The following is a 22843-nucleotide window of genomic DNA, read 5'->3' as shown; positions in this document are numbered from 1 at the left end:
TTAACTGATAAAGAGAAGTTCTAGGAGAGTCACTATTCGGAGGCTTCAAAGGCGATCGCCTTTTTTGTTGCTGTTTCTTGACGAACAGCTTGCTTAATTGATTACACTGATAAAACGCTCTAGTTTTAGGCTCTAGTTTTAGTAACGCTTTATTGACCCTGCAAATTTTTTAGAAATAGCTTTTCGCTATTAGGTAAATCTTCTCCCGATTTCTTTTTATCCGCTAAATTATTCAGCTTTTCATTAGCTTTGTCTTGAGCATTATCTAGAAGTTGCTCACCGTTAGCTGACTTCCCAAACTGATCTTTTACCCCCGTATCTTTAATTACCTCTTGAGCAGCTTGTTTAGTAGAATCAGCAGTATTTGTTTTAACTGTATCAGCAAGTGCGGTGGATGGGAGAAAAGCGATCGCCAGATAAAGAAAGGCGATCGTCATTAGTCTAATTAAATTTTTCATATTTATTAATTTACGGCAAAGCTACTGTAGTTTTGTTGCTGCTGGGCTATTTCTTGTAATTTACGTACTCGCTCTTCTGTAGAAGGATGAGTACGGAATAAAGATTGTATCCCTCCGCCTGAAAAAGGATTGATGATCAATACTGGTTCAAATGCGGGATTCCCGTTCATAGGTATTTGCTTACCAATGGATTCGAGCTTTTGCAAGGCACTGGCTAATGCCAAAGGATTGCCTGTAATTTCTGCTGAACCCCGATCCGCTGAAAATTCCCGAGTACGGGATATTGCCATTTGAATTAATGATGCTGAAATTGGCGCGAGGATCACTAGAACTAAGACTCCTAGAGGATTACCTCCTTGGCGATCGTCTCGATTGACAGGGCCATACATTGCACCAAAAGTAAGCATTCTACCCAGAAACGTCACTGCACCTCCTAGAGTACCTGCAACTGCCTGAGTCAGAGTGTCACGGTTTTTAATATGAGTTAATTCATGGGCAATGACCCCTGCTAACTCATTTTTGTCTAAGATCTGCATAATTCCCTGAGTTACGGCAACCGCAGCATGATTAGGATTTCTCCCCGTAGCAAAAGCATTAGGAGTTTGCGTTGGTACAACTGCTAACTTAGGCATCGGCAAATCTGCTTTTTTGGCTAAGTCGGCAACTATATCGTATAGTTCTGGTGCTTGTTCGCGCGTTACGGGCTGTGCTTGATATGCAGCTAATGCTGCCTTATCCGAGTAAAACCATGAGCCAAAGCTAGTAACAGCAGCCAACAGTAGACCAATTAAAGCTCCTTGCTCAGTACCAGTTGCCCAATAACCACCTAGCACTAATATTCCGCTCATTAATCCCAACAGGGCAGCAGTTTTAATTTGACCACCTTTTAACATAATTCTAAATGTAGCTAGATTTAATAATTTTTTTTTACTAACTACATTAAAAATTGCCAGTTGTTTTTTATGTATCTGCCCACAGCTGTATATTTAAGCGCTTTGACAGATCTATTGCTAAATTTTCCTGTTGGCTGAGTGTTTTATATAGCGATACGCAATTATTTATAAAGACAATCGTTACTTGTTACTTGTTACTTGTTACTTACGAGCAAAGAACTTTAACTTTAATATGTCCTAACCTAATCTTGTACGGCTATAGGTGATGAGTGAGATTCACGATTTATATTTATAATTTATTTATAATCCGCCAAACCACTCGTATCCTCGATCTTCCCAATATCCAGTCTTCGGCATCAATTGATTAGTCAGCATAATTTGAGTTACCCATTTGCTTTGCTTGTAGCCTAACTTAATTGGCGAAGCAAGACGTAATGGCGCACCGTTATCAGCCGACAAAGACTGCCCATTTTTCTGATATGCCATCAGTGTTTGCGGATGTGTTGCTGAGACTAAATCCCAACTTTCGTAATAGCCATCGGCAGATTTGAAATAAACATAGCGGGCATTCGGTTTTGGTTGAGCTAATCGAAGTAATTCCTGCAACCGCACTCCTCCCCACTGCACAATTGCAGCCCACCCTTCTACACACACATGTTGAATCACCATTGATGTCAACGGCATTGTCTGAAGGTCGTTCAGACTTAACTGCATAGGGTGATTGACTTCACCTTCAATCTGGAGGCGATATTTGGCTGGATCAATTTGTGGAGTTTGAGCAAAGGTATTAATTAAAAGTTTATCTGGTTCGATCTGCTCGAGCGAGTATTCAGGAACAGGTTTCTGGGTAAGTAACAAGGCTTGCGTTGCTTGATTGAGTGGCTCAATAGCTTGTCCTACTTCCTTCGACCAGAGATTTGAGCCACAGCTATTGAGCAGTAAACTGGCACTAGATAATCCAGACCATTGCAACAATTGACGACGAGAAATCGATTTTGACATTTTTAAATCATCCTTTTTAAACAAACATCGATTTTATGAGATGAATGCTACCAACTCTCAAAGCCAATAATGAGTGAACAAAAGTAAACAAAATAAAGATAGGAACGGCAATAAAATGAACAGTACGCAGCGTCTGCCAATCTACAAACAAACTAGATAACCAATGAAGCGAAGCGGGTTTATACATCGCCAACCCTGAAGCGATCGACAAAACTAAAATCGGGATAATAGCTGTGTAGACTAATCGATGGAGTGCATAATTTTTGCGCTTGGCGTTCTGACTTACTCGCAATGCCTTAAGATCACTGCCACTGGCATATCGTTTCTGCCAACGGCGGGAAATCATTACATACAAACCATACCACAACAGATTCAAGGCATAAAACCACATCGCCGCAAAATGCCAATTTCGCCCACCTGCCAACCATCCTCCTAGGGTTAAGTAATCGGGAAAATTCCAACCAGAACGTCCGCCAAACACTGGATTTGCATTATATATCTGCAATCCACTAAAAAGCATCACAAATAAACTAATCAAATTCGTCCAGTGAAAAATTTTTGCTAGCAGTGTTTGAGTTGGTAACCGTGGTGATTTTGTCCGTTTTGGGGGTCTTGCCGAAGTCATGATTAAAACTCCTGGTGTTACTGAATACAGGTATGATTTGTACAATTAACCTTATAGTTTCTAGTTTCTAGTTTCTAGTTTTAGCAATCAAAGATGTTAACATTCTGGCAATTTCATTTATTTTACTTTCAAACAAATCTGACTTTTTTTTTGCTTAGATAACCTAAATCTCTAGCTATTAATATTTGACATTCAACCTCTAACGCGCTACCTTTAGCAATATATAAAAATCTAGTTAACTCCTTGTTACCATTTCTTTCGCAGCCCTCTGCAATATTAGATTTTATGCTAATTGATGCTCGTCTTATTTGGTTAGTTAAACCGTATTTTTTTTCTATTGGAAAATTAGAAATTATTTTGTATAAATTAACCGTAAAATTAGGTGATTTTTGCCACACCGCTAATTTCTTAAAATCTTGCATTTTTAATGTAGTTTTTAATATCGGCTATTATACTACTAAACTAGAAACTAGAAGCTGGAAACTAGAAACTAGAAACTAGAATTTTCATACTTTAAATCAGCAACGACCACTGCTGAATCCCCTGAAAATCAGGAATTGTCTTTACAGCTGTCGCCACGGGTGTATTGGTCTGGGTTGCATCGGCGATCGGTTGAGTTGGCAGAGATCTTGTGGTTGGATTCGTTCGTTGATTGCTAAACCCACAAGCAGCCGTTGCACCAGCACCTAGTATACCCAGACCCAAATACATCAAAAGTTGACGGCGCTATAGAATCTAATAATTTAATTTAACGGGTTAAAACAAATGATTAACTCAATTTTTGACACGATTTAATTGGCAAATTGTCCATAAAATGCGTAAAGTTGCTTCAAAATAATAACTCATCCCATTCTACTTGATAGTCATATGAGCTTAGAGCGCTTTTATTAATAAGATTGAGTATAAAATCTATCTATTCATTTTGGATTTTCCATCTCAAAACAATATCATAATTACCTAACTTGAGAAGCATAAACTTAAATTGGTTAGTTATTATTTTTTATGCACAAAATGAGGGATAAGACTCTTTCTTTTTTGCTGTTGAAAAAAAATAGCAAAGTTTAGTTCCCCTACTTGAGATTGTAGGTAATTTAAAATTGCATTAATAAATATCACTACACCCAACATCTCAGATAACTCTTCAATAGTTGAAGCCATCCCATAAACCGTATGATATCCATAATGATCGGCAATATATCCTCCAATCATCTCCATTACTAAAGCACCAAAAACATAAATTGTTCCTGATAATAAAAACATGACTTTAGTTTGACTGGGTAAGGCTAAAATAAATTTTCTATAGATAATCAAAAAAACAACTACCAAACAGAATGCAGGTATGACCCAAGGAAAATATAAGAACCCCTTGGCATTTATTAATCCTTTGAAAACTGGAATTAGCAATTCATGAATACCGCAATTTTCATCTATGGCTAAATACAAAAAAATTAAAGATAATGCTTGCCAATGTTGAGCATATTTTGCCTTGACTGTTTTTTTGAAAGTAGCGATTATAGCAAGTAAATAGCTACAGAATCCTAACGTCACAGATGAATACAAAGTAGGAAAATTCGCCTCTTCGTCAAAATTAAAATATATCGAAATTAATTTACCATCATTTTGAGCGTTTAACCAATGGACTATGCCTCTTTCGAGCAGATTAAACAGAACGAGTAAGGCAATTATTGAAAGTAAAAATTTAGTAACTCTTCTTGGTGACAAGTTATATGTTGCTAGCCATAAAGGTTGGGAAAATTGGCTATTCATCATAGATATTAGTCAATCTTGCTAAATAATAATCTATAGTATAATGTCTAATTAAGCTAATGTTAGTATATTCTTAACCCATGATTATGTCACCTATAATGAATGGGTAATTAAAACACTTAGCATTATTTTAGAGATGCTGCTTCAATAGCTCAAATCAAAAGTTAAGTAGCTGGGTGAAATTAAATATAAAATAACGGATTCTTATTTTTCTCCCCTATCTCCACTACTTTACTACTCCACTACCTCACATAAGTCTTTAAATTAATTATGCCTAGCTACTTAGTTAGCTGAATATATTTTCTTGGCAGACATATATTTATCTGTTTCTCTCAATCTGCGACTCAAGAAGCGACAAAGTTCTAAAATGATTTGGGGGCGTTGAGAGATGAGGCTAATAAAACGTTTTTTCTCTAAACAAAGTAGGGTTGAGTCTTCAAGAGCGATCGCCCCATCCCAGCGGGGAGCTTCATCAAATAGAGCAATTTCGCCAAAATACTGTCCTGCGGTCAATTGTTTAATTGCCTGTGGTTCACCATCAAGCTCTTTGATAATTTGAATTTTGCCCCCAGCGATCATATATAAATGACCGCCCCAACTGCCTTCGGTGTAGATGGTTTCTCCCGCTAGAACCTGTTTTTGTTCGAGGGCTTGATCGATGGAAAACAGTTCATCTAGAGAAAGATTTTTAAACAGAGCAATGTTGCGCAGCAAGAGTAATCGATTCATGGAGTTGCTAACAGGGCAGGTAAGCTGATATGCCAGAGGAAAGATTTCCCGTATCACTGATTGTACGACGGGATCGGGATCGTTGAGTAAGGCTGTGGGTACAACCGCCAAGGCAACGGATGCCCCTGTTTTGATCCAGCGATCGCTTGACTCTAGAGCCTCAAGAAGTATTTTATACCCTTTATCTTCCAGCCATTGAGGATTAGGTTGGAATTTACTGGGGATTTTGCTGGATACTCTCTGTTCCAAGAGGGGCATTAAAGGTTGAATAAAGCGACGATGATTGATGGAGGCGAGAATTTCGACGGCGTTGGCTAAGTCTCGGCGATCGCTGGTGGAGAGGACTCGCTGTACTAAGCTGACGGTACGGGAATAGCCCAAACAGGAAAGAATATATAATACTTTTTGTAATAATCGTTGTTGATAGTCTTCAATGGCTATGGCTAAAAACTGCCAGCTAGGATCTTTTGCAGGTATTTGTTGTTGCCATTTACGAGTTAAATTAAACTGCTGAAATTCAGGAATTAGGTGTTGAAACAGAATTTCATTGGCATGTTTATTTTTATATTTAGCGATCGCGGCGATCGCTGTCTGAACGATCGCGGGATTTGATGCCGTTAGCTGTGATTGAGCTATTGCTAATCCTTTTTGACCATAGGCAGCGAGAGTACAGGCTACCTGTTGACGTACTTGTGCTGAGGTATCTGCTAAACCTTGAGTTATTTGGAGTATGGCTTCTGGAGTATGAGTAATTTCTAAGATTTTGTAGGCAGCAACGCGCACAGCAGGATCTTCATGATCGGTTTCGGCTAAAGCTATTTTAGTTAAGTTAGAGTCTTGAGCCGTAGCCAGACTAACCAGCGCTTCTAAGGCAGCTTGCTTGGCTTCAGGGTTGGCTTGTGGTAATAAATATTCAATTAGGGTAATAAATTCGGGGTTGCCACTATAGCGCACCACTCTGGCGATCGCCTTGATCGTTTCATCTGTTAATTTAAGCTGCCAAAATTGTTCGGCAATTTTAGAATCTAAATCTTTGGCGTGAGTATTTTGAAAGGTAGCAACCAAGGCTAAGGCATGTACTTGACGTTCGGCTTCGCGTTGCGAAGAGTACACCTTCGGATCAGCGCCTTCAAGCGCGTCTCGCTCGGCACAAGGCGTACTATTTGGGGTTGGGGGAAAGAGTACTTGAGGGTAATCGAGATCGCCAACTAGATGTTTCAAGTCAGAGGGATTAAAAGCATACTGATTGGCGATTAAAACTTCTAAAGCAACTCCCCGTACATTGGCACAATCGTCAGCCAGTAATTGAGCAAATTCTTGGAGGATAGCTTGATTGCTGTTTTGATAGAGCTTTAAAATCTCCTGACGCATGACAGCGTCAGCATTTGGTAATAAAGACCTCACTTGAGTAAAAAACTGCTCGGGATTACCAACATTAGCAGCCAACTCTAACCCCTTAAGCTGATTATAGCGATCGCCACTAGTTAAAAATTCATTGATCAAGCTGCTTGATTGCAATGGCAATTGAGTTCCTGGCTGCTCAAAATCATCCAGATTGATGAGATCCCCCCGAATCATATCCTCTAGACTTTGGATATAATATTTGCCCATAGGAATGCGCACCAGCAACAAGATCACCGTCAAAATTAGCGCCAGCCAGGTAATCTGTTCTAGGCTGAGATAAAGATGACATAGCCACAAGACTAGCCCCGCTAAAGTTAAACCGACAGAATAAATTAAGCCGTCGCTCAAAGCCCGAATCCGCCCCACATATTGGTGAGGAATACCGTTATAGTTAAGCTGATGTACGGGCAGGTTAATTGATTTATAGAGAGCATCACCGTTAATCTGCAAAGCGATCGCCGTGGGCAATTTAAAATTAAACAGCAGTCCTCCTAAACTCACTAAAGTTGTGACAGGATAAACAGCGTTGAGCCTGGCTACTCCTACCCATTTAAGCAGTGGGCGAGTAACACCATAAAGAAATACCACCTGAATCAAGGAAATAATCATCCGCATCAGTCCGAGAAATCCCGTTAATTGGGACTCATCAAACTGCTGTCCATAAATATTAAACCAAAGGAATTCAGAGCAAAGATAAATAATTACCAGTAAAAAACTGCTGGCAGCCAGAAAAAACACCAAAGGATAACGTTTGCCCAATTCAGGCAGAATTTTCCAAGATTCAACTATACTCAGTTTTTCTTCTTTAATAGTTTGTAAGCGACGCTGAGAACGTTCCAAATAAACCAACTGCCCAAAAGCGATCCCCATAAACCAAGGCAAGCACCACAGCAATTCTCGGCTGGGCAAATAATTAGATAGCAGCAGGGTCAAACCGCCCCCAACCAACGTTCCCACTGCCTGAGCAATGCCGATAAAAGGAGCATAGCGCTTATATTCCAGCGTAGTAAAATAGTCCGTCAGTAGCCCAGGATAAAGCAAATTATTATAAAAATCCCACTGAAAAAAGATCGCAATCAGCAGCAGATAATAAACCCAGGTTGCATTCAGGTCAATCAACCACCTCAACCCAATCATCAATACAATTGAGCCTAATAGCACGTAGCGAAATACCAACAGGCGACTATAGCGATCGGCAATCTGCGAAAATGCGCCATAAATTGGCACAGAACACAAACCAATTAACATAAAGGCGATGGGCAGTTGTCCCGCACCGACTTGACTGACAAAGAGTGAATTGGCGATCGCCATTGCCATGACGTTATAGATTAAGACAGTGACGGCCAAAAGCAGGAGTTGAGGTAAGCGATCGAATTGCTTAATCATGATACTGTCTGCTCATCTGCTTGAGTGTTGGTGACTGAGGTAAAATCTGGGTTTTCTGGCACCTCTATGCTTAAATTATCCGTATTTTGCAGAAAAAACGTTAACCCCGCCGCAATCATTAAGGAGACTCCACCCAAAACAACTGCTAAGAGGCGATCTTCGTGGAGTAAATACTGCATAATCCAGCCAAAGGCTAAAGCTGCTACAACTTCTGGTAACACTACAAAAAAATTAAATATCCCTTGATAAATTCCTTGGCGCTGGGGGGGAATTGAATCACTTAACATGACATAAGGCATAATTAAAGCGCTCGACCAGGCAATTCCTAAGCCCAACATTGCCAAGAGCAAAACATATTGATTATGGATAGTTAACAAAGATACTAAACAAATCCCGCCACAGAATAAACATAAACCATGAGTTAAAGGACACCCTAAGTATCTAACAAGACGTGGAATTACAAAAGAAAACCCCACACATACCGCGTTATAAACAGCGAAACAAATTCCCGCCCATTCAATACCGTCACTGTAGAGTAAAGAATTTTGACTAGTCGCCCCAAAAATATTGCGCGCCACTGCGGGAGGAAAATATAGTAAGAAACAAAAAATACCCAGCCAGGTGAAAAACTGGATCTTAGCTAACTGTTGCATGATGTTGGGCATTTGTCTGAGAGTATGCCAAGATTGTTTCAAACTGTTCATCACGCTACCCTGAGATGACTTAAGCTGCTCAAACTGAGCCAAATTAGCGGGGGGATATTCAGGGGTGGTCACAATCGTCCACAATACAGTACCTAAAAATAATACTCCGCCTACATAAAAAGATACTTCCACCGTCAGGGGGATCTTACGCCAAGGGGTAATCCCATTGCTGAGGGAAAAAACATTACTCAAAATCCAGGGTAGCGCTGAAGCTGAAACTGCTCCTAAACCCAGCATAATACTTTGCATCGCAAATCCTTTAGTACGCTGTTCTTGAGGTAACAAATCTCCCACAAAAGCGCGAAAAGGAACCATACTGATGTTAGCGCTGGTGTCTAAAATCCAAAGTAATCCTGCTGCCATCCACAGGGTTGAAGCATGAGGCATCAAAATTAAGGCGATAAAAGCCAAAACCGCTCCTGCTAAAAAATAAGGTCGTCTTCTACCCAGAAAATTCCAAGTATAGTCACTTAAATTGCCGACAATAGGCTGCACCAACAAACCAGTTAAGGGGGCAGCTAACCAGAGAATTGGTAGCTGATCGGCATGAGCGCCCAGATGCTCAAAAATAGCGCTCATGTTTGCCATCTGTAGTCCCCAGCCAAACTGAATTCCCAAAAACCCGAAGTTCATATTCCATAGCTGTCGAAAGCTAAATACAGGCTGGGGGGCAGATTGTGGAGAAATTGACATAAAGCGAAAAGTACCAAAATATTGAGCCTGCAAAGACCTAATAATATTGTAAGTTTAGGGCAACTTCAACTCGTTGCCGATTTATCTTTACCTAAAATCGGACAGCCTGGTAGTGTGTATGCTTAAATATGAGGACAGTAATTGATATTTATAATTACGCTTATTTTTCTTTTTCTTTTTCTTTGGTAGATAAATAATTTGGAATTAGCAGAAATTTAAGCTGAATTTCAAACTTTATCCTGAGGTCATAAGTCAAGTAGAGTTGTAGCTATCCACAGTGCGATCGCGTGAGGGATTAAAATGATGAAAATTTTAGCACTAGCTTGGGAATTTCCCCCTCGTATCGTTGGTGGAATTGCTCGTCATGTAGCAGAATTGTACCCAGAAATCATTAAACTGGGCTATGAAGTCCATTTGCTTACAGTGGAGTTTGGTTCAGCTCCCAAATATGAACTGGTGGAGGGGATTCATCTCTATCGCTGTTCTGTTAATCATGGTAATGATTTTTTCCATTGGGTTGCCAATATGAACGATAGTATGGGCTGTCTTGGTGGCGAATTATTAATGAAGCATGGCGACTTTGATTTAATTCACGCCCATGATTGGTTAGTGGGGGATGCAGCGATCGCCTTAAAGTATAATTTCAAGCTGCCTATGCTAGCGACGATCCACGCCACAGAATATGGTCGTTACAACGGCATCCATAACCTCAGACAACAGTATATTAACGGTAAGGAAACACTCTTGGCTCACGAGGCTTGGCGTATCATTGTCTGTAGTCAATATATGCGTGAGGAAATTCAGCGAGTTTTTCAGTCTCCTCCAGATAAAATTGATGTGATTTATAATGGCATCCGTCCAGAAAAGAAACATCACGGTAATAACTTCAACCGCACTAAATTTCGTCGTCGCTTTGCCAACGATCGCGAGAAGATTATTTATTATGTTGGGCGTATGAGCTACGAGAAAGGCATTTCTGTTTTGCTTGATGCTGCTCCACGAATTATTAGTTTAATGGGGGGAGGAGTGAAATTTGTAATTATTGGTGGAGGAGATACTGGGCGTTTAAAGCACCAAGCGAACAGCTTGGGAATCTGGGAGCAGTGTTATTTTACTGGCTTCATGTCAGATGCGGATTTGGATAAGTTTCAGACGATCGCCGACTGCGCTGTTTTTCCTAGTTTATACGAACCCTTCGGAATTGTGGCGCTAGAAAGCTTTGCTGCCCGTGTTCCCGTAGTTGTTTCCGATACAGGTGGACTGCCTGAAGTAGTGGAGCATAACCGTACAGGCATTGTCACTCGTGCCAACGATCCTGACTCTTTAACTTGGGGAATTTTGCAAGTGTTGCAAAATCCTGAATACTCCCAGCAACTCGTAGAGCAAGCCTACAGATCGATTGCCGAACGCTTTAGCTGGAATAATTTAGCTAAACAAACCTGTGGGGTGTATCTGCATATTGCTTCAGAGCGATCGCAAATTGTTTGGTAATTAATGTTCACGGCTCATGGCTCACTATTCTACTTGTCAACTCAGCCAAAAATTTGCTAGCTTATACGTAGTCATAATGAGTATGAGTTATCATGGTTAAAATAGTCGGAATTGTTGGTAGTCTGCGCCCAGATGCATATAGTGCTTTAGCTTTACAGCAGGCAATCGAGCGGGTCAAAGAATTAGGTGCTGTTACGGAAATCCTAGACTTAAGAGATATGCAGTTACCTTTTTGTGATGGTGGTAGCGAATATCCAAATTATCCAGATGTGGAAATATTGAGAGAAAAGGTAAAGGCTGCGGATGGATTGATCTTAGCAACTCCCGAATATCATGGTAGCGTCAGCGGGGTTTTAAAAAATGCGCTAGATCTGATGAGTTTTGAGCATTTATCGGGCAAGGTGACGGGACTAATTAGCGTTTTAGGCGGACAATCTAATAGTAATGCTCTTAATGATTTAAGAATTATTGTTAGGTGGGTACATGGGTGGGTTATTCCTGAACAGATTGCGATCGGGCAAGCATGGCAGGCATTTACGCCATCAGGAGAGCTAAAAGATGAGAAGCTAGGGGCAAGATTCGATCAGTTTGCTCAAAGTTTAGTTAATAGCTCTGCTTTATTAAAAGGTTCAAGCTAATTTTCAGATTAATCATCAAACATACGTCCTGCTAATTCTTGGTCTTTGAAATGTCACAAGTATCATTAGTATCATCAACATGCTTATCTATCAATTGAATTACTAATTGCACTAGACAAAGTTAAATTCTCTACGACTTCAGCGAGATGTTGGTATTAAGCGATCGGGTTATTAATTGAAGTGTTAACTAGCGTGAGTAAATTCCAATTTCGGCGCAAACATTTGACCAACAATTAATGAACAACAAAGTGATTTCTTTTGAATGTCGCTTTGAGGAGAAATATCATGACCAACACAGAATTTGAGCCAGAATATACGAATCAAAATCCTTATCCGAATCTTCCCCCGATTATTGAAAGCCTAGAGACTGAGTATTTAAGTAGCGGTGTTACTAGTTCTGTAGCAATTGCTGGACATCCTATTCATCCAATTATCGTTGTATTTCCCGTTGCTTTTTTAACGGCTGCTGCTGGTGCTGATCTTGGCTACTGGCTTACAAACGACTTTTTTTGGGCGCGTGCTTCAACTTGGTTAATTGGACTGGGATTAGTCGCAGGTATTTTGGCTGCTTTGGTAGGAATGTTAGACTTTTTTAGGGTTCCTAGGGTACGCAAGCGTACTGCTGGCTGGGCGCATATGATTCTTAATATTACAGCTTTAGTTCTAACTGCAATTAATTTTGGGTTAAGACTAGGTAGCCCAGATTTTATCGTCCCCATCGGTTTAATCATATCTTTGCTGGTAGCAACTCTCCTCGGACTTGGGGGATGGTATGGCGGAGAACTTTCTTTTCGGCACAAAATTGGCGTTATTGGTGCTAACGACTAAAAATAGCTACAAGTGAACTTACAACCGTTTTCTTGAAGCAGTCCTAAAGGATTCCTAAAGGATTAGCTTCGCGTCACCGCTCCGCATATCGCTCATGGGGCTTCGCTTTTAATTAGCTTGTTCGTAGCTATCCTCCTTCGAGGACGTAGTCAGCTATCAGCTATTAGCCCTTCGAGTTCTCCTATGAAGATGCTTCGCAAACGGTAGTTACTCTTTTTACGGGGCGTTTTGGGTAAGAATTCTTATCCAAAAGTCGCCTTTGGAAACCAACAAGACCGCATTGAAAGATTGGACATATTATTTAAGGCTTTAAGGCGACACCCAGATTCGAACTGGGGGATAATGGATTTGCAATCCACGGCCTTACCACTTGGCTATGTCGCCGCGCATAACGCTTAGTTAGTATATCAAATTTTGCTTAATATATAACTCTAGTAAATTAAAACTTATAAAACTTAAGTTCAACAAATTGCAGGCTGTCTTTCTTTATGGCTGACGACTGCTTTAGAGAGAGTTAGTTGAGTGCCATCTCTGTTCCAATGAACATCGTCAAAGATCTCGTGCAGAATTGAATAACCTCTGCCATTCTCGGCTTCATCTACAGGGAGCATCTGAGCTTGCTCAATTTTGCTTTTAAGGCACTTGCATTCGGAGGCAAAACCATTTCCTTGATCGACAATTACCCAAGAGTATTCACTACTGGTGGCAGAAAATCTCACAATAATAGTTTTATTGGGATCGAGTTTATTGCCATGCTTGGCTGCATTAACTAAAGCTTCTTGTAGTCCTAATCTTACTTCTGCCTGCCATGCTGAAGGTACGTTTACTAATAACAAGTCAAGAACAGGACAGAGATAGAGTGTTGACGTGAAGCTCATGGTAGTCCACTTGCTTCTATTCCAAGGAATAGGGATGGCAATCACTTAATATATACCTCTTTAAACTCTAGGATTTGTGCTGTGTTAAAGGTCAAATTTGCTGGATTCATGGCAATAACTTGAAGCGATTTAACCTGGGTTTCTAGTCAATACCAAACGGTTGATAGCTAGTTTAAATTGCTTGGCTATAACAATCCTGTCTTGGCAATAATCTGAACTAATTTAATGACTGATTTAACATCTAAAACCATAGTGTTTCTGTTTAGATTAGAGAAAACGCTTTTGTTTCACATATACATTATACTAAACTTTCTGACAAAATAAGGTTTAGACTGCTTTCTACAGCTTGTTTAACAAGGCGCAGCACTCAACGTGAGTTGTTTGAGGGAAAAAATCGGCGGGTTGGATTTGGGTTAGTTGATATGCTCCTGATGCGCATAAGATCTGAACATCTCGTGCTAAAGTTGCTGGTTTACAGCTAATATAAACAATTAGACTAGGGTTGAGCTTAAGAATCGTCTCTAAGACTTGAGGATCACAACCTTTGCGCGGTGGATCGAGCATAAAAATATCAGGTTGAAATTCAATTTGTTGTAAACAGTCTTTCACTTTGCCAGTCAAGAAAATTGCATTGTTAATTTGATTTAACGCAGCGTTACTTTGTGCTTGTCTAACAGAATTATGGTTAAGCTCGATACCAACAACCTGTTTTATTCTTTTTGCCAGAGGCAAACTAAATGTACCAATGCCACAATAGGCATCAACCATGGTTTCTGATCCCGTGAGATTTAGCTGTTGAATAATTGCTTGTAGTAGCAATTCTGCTGCACTAGTATTAATCTGAAAAAAGGTATCGGCAGCAATATGTAGTTCAACTCCAGCAAAGATTTCTCGTAGATAAGGCTTACCGAGTATTGTCTGAGTTGTCTTACCTAAAATTGCGTTAGCGCGATCGCGATTAATATTTAAACAGACTCCCACTAGTCCAGGATATTTATCTAACCATTTTTGTGCCTGTGCTTCAATTCCCGCTAAATTAGGATCGGCGGTAACTAGAGTGAGTAATATTTCCCCTGTATTTTGACCAATTCTTAAGGATAAATGGCGTAATTTGCCTTGATGAGTAGCTTCGTTGTATATTGACCAGCCTTGCTCTTGAATATCTTGCTTTACTTCCTTTAATAAAGGATGCAAACGTTCATCTTGGACAGGACACTGATTAAGATTAATTAATTTATGGCTACCCTGACGATAATAGCCAGCCTGTACTTGTCCTGTACTCGATCGCCCTAGAGGATAGGTAGATTTGTTACGGTAATTAAGAGCATTACGAGCAGATAAGATCGGCTGTATTTCCACATCAGCAAACCCACCAATCCGCTGAAAAGACTGAATTACTTGCTGTTGTTTAGCCTCTCGCTGATAGTCTATGGCGATATGTTGCCACTGACAGCCACCGCATTTATCCGCCACAATACAGTTAGGACGGATTCGATGGGGAGAGGCATGTAATAACTTCTCAACCTTACCCTTGGCAAATTTAGCTTTCGACTGAACTATTTTTGCCGTTAGGCGATCGCCTGTAACCGTATTCGGCACAAACAATACTCTCCCTTCATGTCTACCTACTCCATCCCCATCAGTATTGAGATCGGTGATTTCTAGCTCGACTACTTGACCCTGCTGTAATTTTTGACTCATGAATAAATTGTTGCAGAAAAATGGTCATTGATTACTGATTACTGATTACTGATTACTGATTACTAATTACTAATTACTGATTACTAATTACTAATTACTGATTGCTCAATTTTCACTGTTCATTGTTCATTGAATTAACGGCGACTAAAATTAACTTTTAAACCATCACGAGGATGAGGAGTGGGTACGGTGACTAAATCTAGGTTCTGATCGGGGATTAATTCCCATTGATAATGCTGCAATAGTTTTGAGGCAAATAGACGCATTTCCAGACGCGCAAACTCTTTGCCGATACATTCTCTTAAACCGCCACCAAAAGGAATATAACCAAAGCTGGACTTATCTATTAAATTATCCGCTGCAAAACGATCGGGGTTAAAGCGATCGCTTTCGGGATAAAGATCTTTGTCTTGATGAGTTTGGGCAATTTGGTACTGAATATTCCAGCCTTTAGGGATACGATAGCCAGCAAATTCAAAAGTGGCGATCGCTGCTCGAAAACCACCACCTACAGGGGGAATGAGCCGCATGACTTCTTTGAGTACCTGTTCGAGATAGGTCATAGCTTGCAAGTCTGCTAAAGTGGGAGTCCCCGTGATGTTTAAATTAGCTTGTTCTGCTCTAAGTTTGGCTAGAACATCAGGATGTTGAGCGGTTAAGAAACAAAAAGAGGCGATCGCACTAGTCAAAGTCTCGTGTCCTGCAAACAACAATACAAGAATCTGATCTTTTAATTCTTCTAAGCTAAGACCATTTCCTGCTTCATCTTTTGCTTGAATTAGTAACCCTAAAGCGTCTTCTCCAGGCTCATCTGCTTGCTGACGTTGGCGAATAATTTGTTCCAGACTTTTTAATAACTTTTTACGAGCTTTTAAAGCCTTACCAAATTTAGTCCAGGGTAGAGAAATTGGCAGCGTAAATAACCCAGCACACCAATCCTCGAAATAATGCTTTATGGGAGTCTGTAAATCGACCTCAGTGCTGACAAATAAATTACTGGCAATGTCAAAAGTATAGTCACGTAATTCTGGATACCAGGTAAGCGTACCTATCTCTGACCACTTGTTTAGATAGGCATCAGTGATTTGTGTCATTGTGGGAATATAGCCAGTTAAAGCTCTTGGTTGAAATGCCTGATACAAAAGCTTACGGCGTGAGGTATGAACACTGCCGTTACTAACTGACAAAGATTTTTTACCCAACAAAGTTCTCGTGCTTTTTGGCCAACTAGAAACAACATACTTATTCTCATTACGAAACAAAAAAGTATTAGCTTCTGAACCAATCATGACGATTGTAGGACTACCAAAGATATTAGTTTTATAAACCTTACCGTATTTAGCTACTCTCTTATTGTTAAAGTCAGGATCGTTAAAAAAGGCAATTGTTTCGCCGATAAAAGGTAATCCCTTTGCTCCTGGAGGTTCAGGTAAAGAGTGAATCTTGTCACTTATATTCATATTTACTTTACTGCCTAGAATTAGCTTATAGCTTATAGCTTATAGCTTATAGCTAAATTACTAGAATTTAGCCCCAGTGGTTTGAGCAAACAAGGCAGCAAAGTCTTTAGTGATGGAGTCAGTGTCTGCTTCGGGATAAGACATTAAATCAAAGGCTTTATTGATCGCTGATGGTTCTTTTAATGCCTGTACTACTATTTCTGCCACATCTGCTCGCGGAATTGAGGTTGGGATATCATCAGGTGGATTAATCAGCAATTCGTCATTGTCACCCACTATGAGCTGTCTAACTCCTCCAGGCTGATCTAGCAAACCTGCTGCGCGAAAATTGTGTAGTTTATTCCTGAATTAACTAAATATTCTTCTGCCTTACGCTTCCAAATCAGGATCTTGCCATTACCCATCATGTTTAAAGGATGATTTTCATTCGTCCCACCCATCGAACCGACTAAAACAATCTGTTGAATCCCCTCAGCGATCGCCATATCGATCTGATTTTTTTGTCCCTGATAATCTACTAATTCTGGTGTCCCATCGGGGACATATTCAAACTGAGGACGCTCTCCTGGTTGTGGTGGCGCGACCATTTTTGGCGCTGCGCTGGTGAGAATTACTAACGCCTGACAGCCTTTTAACGCTTCTGTCAAACTTTGGGGATCTTTAATATCACCAAAATAAAAGTTTTCAGTTGAACCAAATAATTCTTGAGCTTTTTCTGGCGATCGCGCAAATCCTTTAACCTCAAAGTTCTGCTCTTGCTGAAGTTTTTGATAGACTATTGAGCCTGTTTTTCCTGTTGCGCCAGTAACTAGTACCTGTTTGATAGACATTAATTATTGAGTAATGCTAGTGGTGATAACTAATAATTAACTTAACAGATTGCTGGAACATGGTTAAACACCGCAAGTTTGGAAAATTACTTGTTAAGTAGCTGGGTGGAATTAAATATAAAATAACGGATTCTTATCTTTCTCCCCTATCTCCACTACTCCCCTACTCCCCTACCTCACATCAGTCTTTAAATTAATTATGCCTACCTACTTACTTACAGCGAATTTCAGCCAGGATAGAACCCATTACCCATTACCCATTAATTCTAATTATCAATCACTGAAGTGACTGGTTGTTGACCATTACTAGTCACGACGATGTTACTATTTCCCAAAGTGCCGCTGGCTTTTTCCCCCGTTAAACGTGCTTGAGGATTAGTTTGTTCATAGATTACACTTCCCATTGCTTCAATTTCTTCAGTATCTATATTCCAGTTCATTTGCCGCGCATATAATTCGGACGCTTTTAGCCGATTGATGCCTTTTACCCCGTCTTCTAATTTAGCTAGCCGTTGCTGAAGATCGATCTCGCCTTTATTCCCCGTCAGGCTAATTTGACGATCGCGGTCTAAAATTTGAATTGGGCGATCGGTTTTGCCAATTCGAGTTTGGTAATTCCAGATCAGAAAGTCTGTGGCGATCTGTAATTGGGGATCTGAAGTAATTAAATCGATATTTTTGCTTAAACTTGCCTGGTTCTTGCGCAGGTTTAATTCAGCGCGATCGCTAACTAGCTGATCGATAATAGTTTTATTTTGATCGTAGTGAACTAGTTTTATGGCACCTGGACTGATGATTTGCTGATCGGGGATATTCCATTCCAGGCGATCGCTAGTTAACTGTAGAGGCGGCTGTTTGCTAGTGGCAACTACATTATCCTGTATTTCTAGCTTTTCAATATCAGTAAAATATTTGCCTGAATCGGCAACAACTTCTAAATTAGGATGATTACCAGTTAATTTGGCTTTAATCAGCATTAGATTATCTTGAGGTCGCCATTCCACTGCCTCACTGCTAATAACACTGTCATTACGTGGGTCACTAGCAATTACTTTTTTATTCAGTAAGATTATATTACCCTGCTGCTTAACTTCCCCTAACTCAGCACTAACTTTCAAAATGACAGCGCCATCTTGGAGCAAGTTACCGACTACTTGGTCTAAAGTAGCAGTTTGTTTATCCTCACTATAAACAATTTTATCTGCCTTAATTTTCCAGACGGTATTAGATTTTTTGTTTGATTGCTCTAAGACAGCATTATTTAAAACTAACTGAGTATCAAGACGACTAACCTCTGAAGCTCGATCCAGATTGACATCTGGACTTGATGACTGACAGCCAGTAATACTAATCAGAAGTATCAACAGCCAAACATTTGGCTGATGGGCTAATTTTAATTTAGGTCTGTTCAAGGACAATTAACAGGAATGATGGTTAAATCCACTCTATACCCTCTACCCGATCATTAACCATTGCTGGAAACAGAAGCAATCTTTCCTTCAGCTACACAGCGCCAGCAAAAAGAAAGATCAAGGCTTATAAGCCTTGATCCCTGGGTCAATTATCGATTAATTTATTTTCTATCTTGCTCAGTTCATGGCAATTTAGAACTCAACCAATAAATAAAATCAAAATTATCTAATCATCTAAAATGCCAAAACCCGAAAAGCTATGGTATGGGTCGCTGTGCTTGTTACTTTTTTGAATATCTTCTTTAATCTGGTCTAGATCTATATAGCGATCTGCCACATTGATTAAACTATCGCTAGTCATAGAACGTAAACTCACCACCTCTACTCTCGCGCCTCGATAGCTAACTGCATCTACGGCATAAGCAAGATCTCCGTCTCCACTGACCAAGACAGCTGTGTCGTAGGAAGCAACAAGAGCCATCATGTCTACAGCAATCTCTACGTCCAGATTAGCCTTCTTTGAGCCATCAGGTAGCTGGACGAGATCTTTGGCAATCACACGATAGCCGTTACGACGCATCCAGAGCAAAAATCCTTGTTGTTTCTCATTGGTGCGATCTACTCCAGTATAGAAAAATGACCTTAACAGTCTTGAACCACCAGTAAGACGATACAGCAGCTTGCTGTAATCAATTTCAATCCCTAGCTGTAGTGCTGCGTAAAATAAATTAGAGCCATCAATAAAAATTGCTACTCGCCCTCTATTTTCTAGAATTTGTTCTGGCGTGAAAATAAGATCGCTTCCGAAATTGTCCAGCATTATATTAAGCCTCGTTTTTATGAAAAAAGTATTTTATTGGGATGGATTAGTGCCTTTTTAACCCAGATTTTTTTATTTAAAGGAGATGTAATGTTAACTACTAAAGAAGCCAAGGCTAGTGTTCTAGTTTGATTGGCAACGAAGCTTTTAAAATTTTGCCTGTTTAAACTAATGGATGACTAGAGCGAATTGGATATTGATTGAGTATTTATACTCATTTTATTAAAACATGGAGCGCCCTAATTTTATATGCCTTAGTTATATCAGTAAAAAAATATACTTAGTCTAATTACTCGTCATTATTTAATCTTTTGACGGTAATTCTAATTTTAAAAAAACAGGACTAGCTTGCCCCAAAGCTTTGCTCATCGGCAACTCACCCCAGTTTGAGTGGGTTGAGAATGCGCCTTGGCTATTTTCTTGCTCCTGGTTAAAATCCCAGTCAAAGCCCAACTGTTGATATATTTTGCTGCTGGTACTAGGAATTACAGGAGATAAAAGATAAGCCGAGAGGCGAATAGACTCTAAAACCGCGTATAAAATTTGCTCAACTTCACTATGCTGTTCCTGTTTAAATAGTTTCCAAGGCGCGCTGTCGTCAATATATTTGTTGACAGCTCGTACTAAGGTTAGAACCGCTGTACAAGCTTGGCTAACTTGCAGATTTTCATATGCTTGGACTACGCGATCGCCTAAAGTCATACCAATACTTTTTAAAGGATGGTCAGAACTAAAGTCAGCACTAGATAATTGCGGGACAGTACTCTGACAATATTTTTTCAACATTCCCAAGGTGCGGTTCAGCGAATTTCCCAGCACATCAGCTAGATCGTTGTTAAGCACGTTAATAAAACGAGTTTCATTAAAATCACCGTCATTACCCAGTTCAATCTCTTTAAGAAAGTAATAGCGCACGGCATCTGCACCATATCTATCTACTAACTCAATCGGATCGATGGTGTTCCCCAAAGTTTTGCCCATTTTAAGTCCGTCCTTAGTTAAAAAACCATGACCGAAGACCTTTGATGGCAAAGGCAAACCAGCAGAAGCTAACATAGCGGGCCAGTAAACCGCATGAAATCGTAATATATCTTTACCAATTAAATGGAGATCGATTGGCCACCATTTAGCCAAGGCATTATCTAGGGTGGGAGCTTGATCTGGGTCGAGCAAAGCTGTGATATAGCCCAATAAAGCATCAAACCAGACATAAATTGTGTGTTGATCGTCTATGGGGATAGGAAAACCCCAGTCTAAATCAATCCGAGAGATGGAAAAATCTTTTAAGCCTTGTTGAACAAAGTTAAGTACTTCGTTGCGCCGACTGGCTGGTTGAATAAAGTCTGGCTGAGACTCATAAAGTTTTTCTAACTGTTGCTGATATTTAGAAAGACGAAAAAAATAGTTTTCTTCATCACGCCATTCTGCTTGTTTATTGGTATGAATGGCACAATAATGATCTTCAATTAGATCTCGCTCTTCTTTAAACTCTTCACAAGATACGCAATACCAGCCTTGCTGACGATCGAGATAAATATCGTCTTGTTCCCAGACGCGAGCAAAGAATTCATTAACAATTTGCTTGTGCTGAGGATCTGTAGTACGGATAAAGCGATCGTATTTAATGTCTAGCTTGTCCCACAAAGACTTAAAACTTTCGACAATGCGATCGCAATGAACCTGGGGTTCTACATTTTCCTCAGCAGCAGTGCGTTGAATTTTTTGTCCGTGTTCATCTGTTCCTGTGACTAGTAAAACTGATTTACCCTGTAAACGGTGGAATCTAGCTATAGCATCTGCCACCATGGTAGTGTAGGCACTGCCAATATGAGGAACTCCGTTGACGTAATAAAGAGGGGTAGTTAAAGAGAACTTATGATTTTCAGTATGATTCATTTGAGTTAACGAGAAATTGCTCTAAGTAAAGGTTTATGGGTTTTGTAACCTTTTCGTCAAGAGCAATTTTCTATAAATTGATGCAGATTACCTGCCATCGATCATGTTGATTCTCGACGAGAGGCAATTGAGACTAAGGAGATAATTTTCGAGACAAATTTAAATAGTTAAACCGCTCTAGATTGAATTGTTATATCTTGAGAACCTAACTAATACAGTATCAATTAGAACAGAGCTTTTAATTAACCTTAAGAGTAATACTTAATAAATTTTCGATTTCGTTAACAAAGTTACTTAGCAGTCCCTAGTAGTTTTCAGCAGAATACAGTGTAATTACTTGAATGTCTTGGATCTACAGCAAATCTTTATCGTTTAAATCTTGGTTAAAGGTTAAGTATTACTTCATACTGTAAATAACCCGATCTAAATAATCAATCTCAGTAATAAAAACGGGATATTAGTACTTTAGCTTGAATATGCTAGTAATTTATTGAATGTTGTCATTTACACCACGTTTGCTTGCTCAATCTTTGATATCGGCAGTTAATCTAAATCTAACGCAGTCTTATACTAATCATATTCCCCAGGATATTCCCACCATCGTGGTTAGTAATCATCGTAGTTTTTTAGATGCACCAATTTTGATTAAGACGATTCCTAACACACTGAGAATTGCCTGTCATCATTACATGGGACAGACTCCAGTTGTGCGAGAAATTGTTGATGCCCTTGGTTGTTTTCCTTTAGGAGTAGCACAAAACAGACAACAAGATTTTTTTGACCGAGCAAATGATCTTTTGACTTCTAGACAGTGGGTGGGATTGTTTCCCGAAGGGACGAAACCGATGATTGAACCCACAGCACCTCATGAAATTAATCAATTTCAGCGCGGTTTTGCTCATCTGGCTTGGAAAGCACCAGTGAGTAATTTGGCTGTTTTGCCTGTAGCGATCGCTTCTTTAGAGGAAACTAACTATCCTAGTATTCCTATTCGCTGGCTTAAGCAGTTTGACCAAAATGAACCTTTTTTTGAGCGCCAAGGTTTACATCCTATGTTAGTTTATCATCGCGTCCATATATTAATCGGTAGACCCTACTTGATTAATTCGACTCACAAGCAGGAATATAAAGGTAAGCAGGCAAAAAAACTTGCTTTGGATCTGACTAACTATTGCCAGGATCAAATCACGGAGTTATTAAAAAAAGGGTGTTATTAAATGAAGTATAA

Annotated in this window: 19 protein-coding genes, 1 tRNA gene and 1 pseudogene; 4 read left to right on the top strand and 17 right to left on the bottom strand. The window is 39.8% G+C overall.

All coding sequences use genetic code 11. The features are described 5' to 3' along the window. Positions 1-149 precede the first annotated feature (149 nt). From C7B62_RS08220 to C7B62_RS08180, 9 genes are all read right to left on the bottom strand, one after another. The gene (locus tag C7B62_RS08220; protein ID WP_106234593.1) at positions 150-458 is read right to left on the bottom strand and encodes a hypothetical protein; all 309 of its coding nucleotides are present in this window, start codon (positions 456-458) and stop codon (positions 150-152) included. 5 nt (positions 459-463) lie between these two features. Continuing rightward, positions 464-1351, bottom strand: coding sequence for a zinc metalloprotease HtpX (locus C7B62_RS08215; protein WP_106234590.1), 888 nt, complete (start codon positions 1349-1351; stop codon positions 464-466). 300 nt (positions 1352-1651) lie between these two features. Further along, a complete protein-coding gene (locus C7B62_RS08210) occupies positions 1652-2353 on the bottom strand; it encodes a molybdopterin-dependent oxidoreductase (protein ID WP_106234630.1) in 702 nt (233 codons plus the stop codon). 16 nt (positions 2354-2369) lie between these two features. Further along, positions 2370-2978 (bottom strand): cytochrome b/b6 domain-containing protein, encoded by a 609-nt coding sequence (locus C7B62_RS08205; RefSeq protein ID WP_106234586.1) that lies wholly within the window; start codon positions 2976-2978, stop codon positions 2370-2372. Positions 2979-3106: 128 nt separating this feature from the next. Continuing rightward, complete coding sequence (locus tag C7B62_RS08200; RefSeq protein WP_199194109.1) at positions 3107-3400, bottom strand: four helix bundle protein; 294 nt, start codon at positions 3398-3400, stop codon at positions 3107-3109. Positions 3401-3491: 91 nt separating this feature from the next. After that, the gene (locus C7B62_RS08195) at positions 3492-3689 is read right to left on the bottom strand and encodes a hypothetical protein (RefSeq protein WP_106234582.1); all 198 of its coding nucleotides are present in this window, start codon (positions 3687-3689) and stop codon (positions 3492-3494) included. 282 nt (positions 3690-3971) lie between these two features. After that, positions 3972-4748 carry a hypothetical protein gene (locus C7B62_RS08190; RefSeq protein WP_146132065.1) on the bottom strand — a complete coding sequence of 259 codons (777 nt, stop codon included), beginning with the start codon at positions 4746-4748 and terminating at the stop codon, positions 3972-3974. 279 nt (positions 4749-5027) lie between these two features. Continuing rightward, positions 5028-8264 (bottom strand): cyclic nucleotide-binding domain-containing protein, encoded by a 3237-nt coding sequence (locus C7B62_RS08185; protein ID WP_106234573.1) that lies wholly within the window; start codon positions 8262-8264, stop codon positions 5028-5030. Further along, a complete protein-coding gene (locus C7B62_RS08180; protein ID WP_106234627.1) occupies positions 8261-9661 on the bottom strand; it encodes an MFS transporter in 1401 nt (466 codons plus the stop codon). Before C7B62_RS08180 ends, C7B62_RS08185 begins: the two co-directional genes overlap by 4 nt. Before the next feature lie 303 nt (positions 9662-9964). On the opposite strand from C7B62_RS08180, the gene C7B62_RS08175 reads away from it, so the two are divergent. The 3 genes from C7B62_RS08175 (at position 9965) to C7B62_RS08165 (ending at position 12618) form a co-directional block, all read left to right on the top strand. After that, positions 9965-11152 (top strand): glycosyltransferase family 4 protein, encoded by a 1188-nt coding sequence (locus C7B62_RS08175; RefSeq protein WP_106234571.1) that lies wholly within the window; start codon positions 9965-9967, stop codon positions 11150-11152. A gap of 92 nt (positions 11153-11244) precedes the next feature. Then, entirely contained in the window at positions 11245-11790 is a 546-nt protein-coding gene (locus tag C7B62_RS08170; RefSeq protein ID WP_106234568.1) for an NADPH-dependent FMN reductase, read from the top strand. A 285-nt stretch (positions 11791-12075) separates the two neighbouring features. Continuing rightward, positions 12076-12618, top strand: a complete 543-nt coding sequence (locus C7B62_RS08165) for a DUF2231 domain-containing protein (RefSeq protein WP_106234566.1) — start codon at positions 12076-12078, stop codon at positions 12616-12618. A 312-nt stretch (positions 12619-12930) separates the two neighbouring features. Here C7B62_RS08165 and C7B62_RS08160 read toward each other — a convergent pair. The 8 genes and pseudogenes from C7B62_RS08160 to metG form a co-directional block, all read right to left on the bottom strand. Next, a tRNA-Cys gene (locus C7B62_RS08160) sits at positions 12931-13002 on the bottom strand. Between the two features lie 77 nt (positions 13003-13079). Further along, a complete protein-coding gene (locus C7B62_RS08155; protein ID WP_106234563.1) occupies positions 13080-13541 on the bottom strand; it encodes an anti-sigma regulatory factor in 462 nt (153 codons plus the stop codon). A 294-nt stretch (positions 13542-13835) separates the two neighbouring features. Beyond that, complete coding sequence (rlmD, locus tag C7B62_RS08150; RefSeq protein ID WP_106234560.1) at positions 13836-15197, bottom strand: 23S rRNA (uracil(1939)-C(5))-methyltransferase RlmD; 1362 nt, start codon at positions 15195-15197, stop codon at positions 13836-13838. A 134-nt stretch (positions 15198-15331) separates the two neighbouring features. Next, positions 15332-16657 carry a cytochrome P450 gene (locus C7B62_RS08145; protein WP_199194108.1) on the bottom strand — a complete coding sequence of 442 codons (1326 nt, stop codon included), beginning with the start codon at positions 16655-16657 and terminating at the stop codon, positions 15332-15334. Between the two features lie 60 nt (positions 16658-16717). Beyond that, positions 16718-17487 (bottom strand): annotated as a pseudogene (locus tag C7B62_RS08140) (SDR family oxidoreductase). Between the two features lie 266 nt (positions 17488-17753). Further along, positions 17754-18899 carry an LPS export ABC transporter periplasmic protein LptC gene (gene lptC, locus C7B62_RS08135; protein WP_233219864.1) on the bottom strand — a complete coding sequence of 382 codons (1146 nt, stop codon included), beginning with the start codon at positions 18897-18899 and terminating at the stop codon, positions 17754-17756. Positions 18900-19125: 226 nt separating this feature from the next. Continuing rightward, positions 19126-19719, bottom strand: a complete 594-nt coding sequence (locus tag C7B62_RS08130; protein ID WP_106234557.1) for an NYN domain-containing protein — start codon at positions 19717-19719, stop codon at positions 19126-19128. 303 nt (positions 19720-20022) lie between these two features. Continuing rightward, entirely contained in the window at positions 20023-21615 is a 1593-nt protein-coding gene (gene metG, locus C7B62_RS08125) for a methionine--tRNA ligase (RefSeq protein ID WP_106234555.1), read from the bottom strand. Positions 21616-22109: 494 nt separating this feature from the next. Here metG and C7B62_RS08120 point away from each other — a divergent pair, with 494 nt between their 5' ends. After that, entirely contained in the window at positions 22110-22832 is a 723-nt protein-coding gene (locus C7B62_RS08120; protein ID WP_106234552.1) for a 1-acyl-sn-glycerol-3-phosphate acyltransferase, read from the top strand. The last annotated feature ends 11 nt before the right edge of the window (positions 22833-22843 follow it).

This window comes from Pleurocapsa sp. CCALA 161, assembly GCF_003003995.1.
Classification (GTDB): Bacteria; Cyanobacteriota; Cyanobacteriia; order Cyanobacteriales; family Xenococcaceae; genus Waterburya.
Note: the sequence above shows the minus strand (reverse complement) of the source record. Positions and strands in the feature narration are given on the sequence as shown.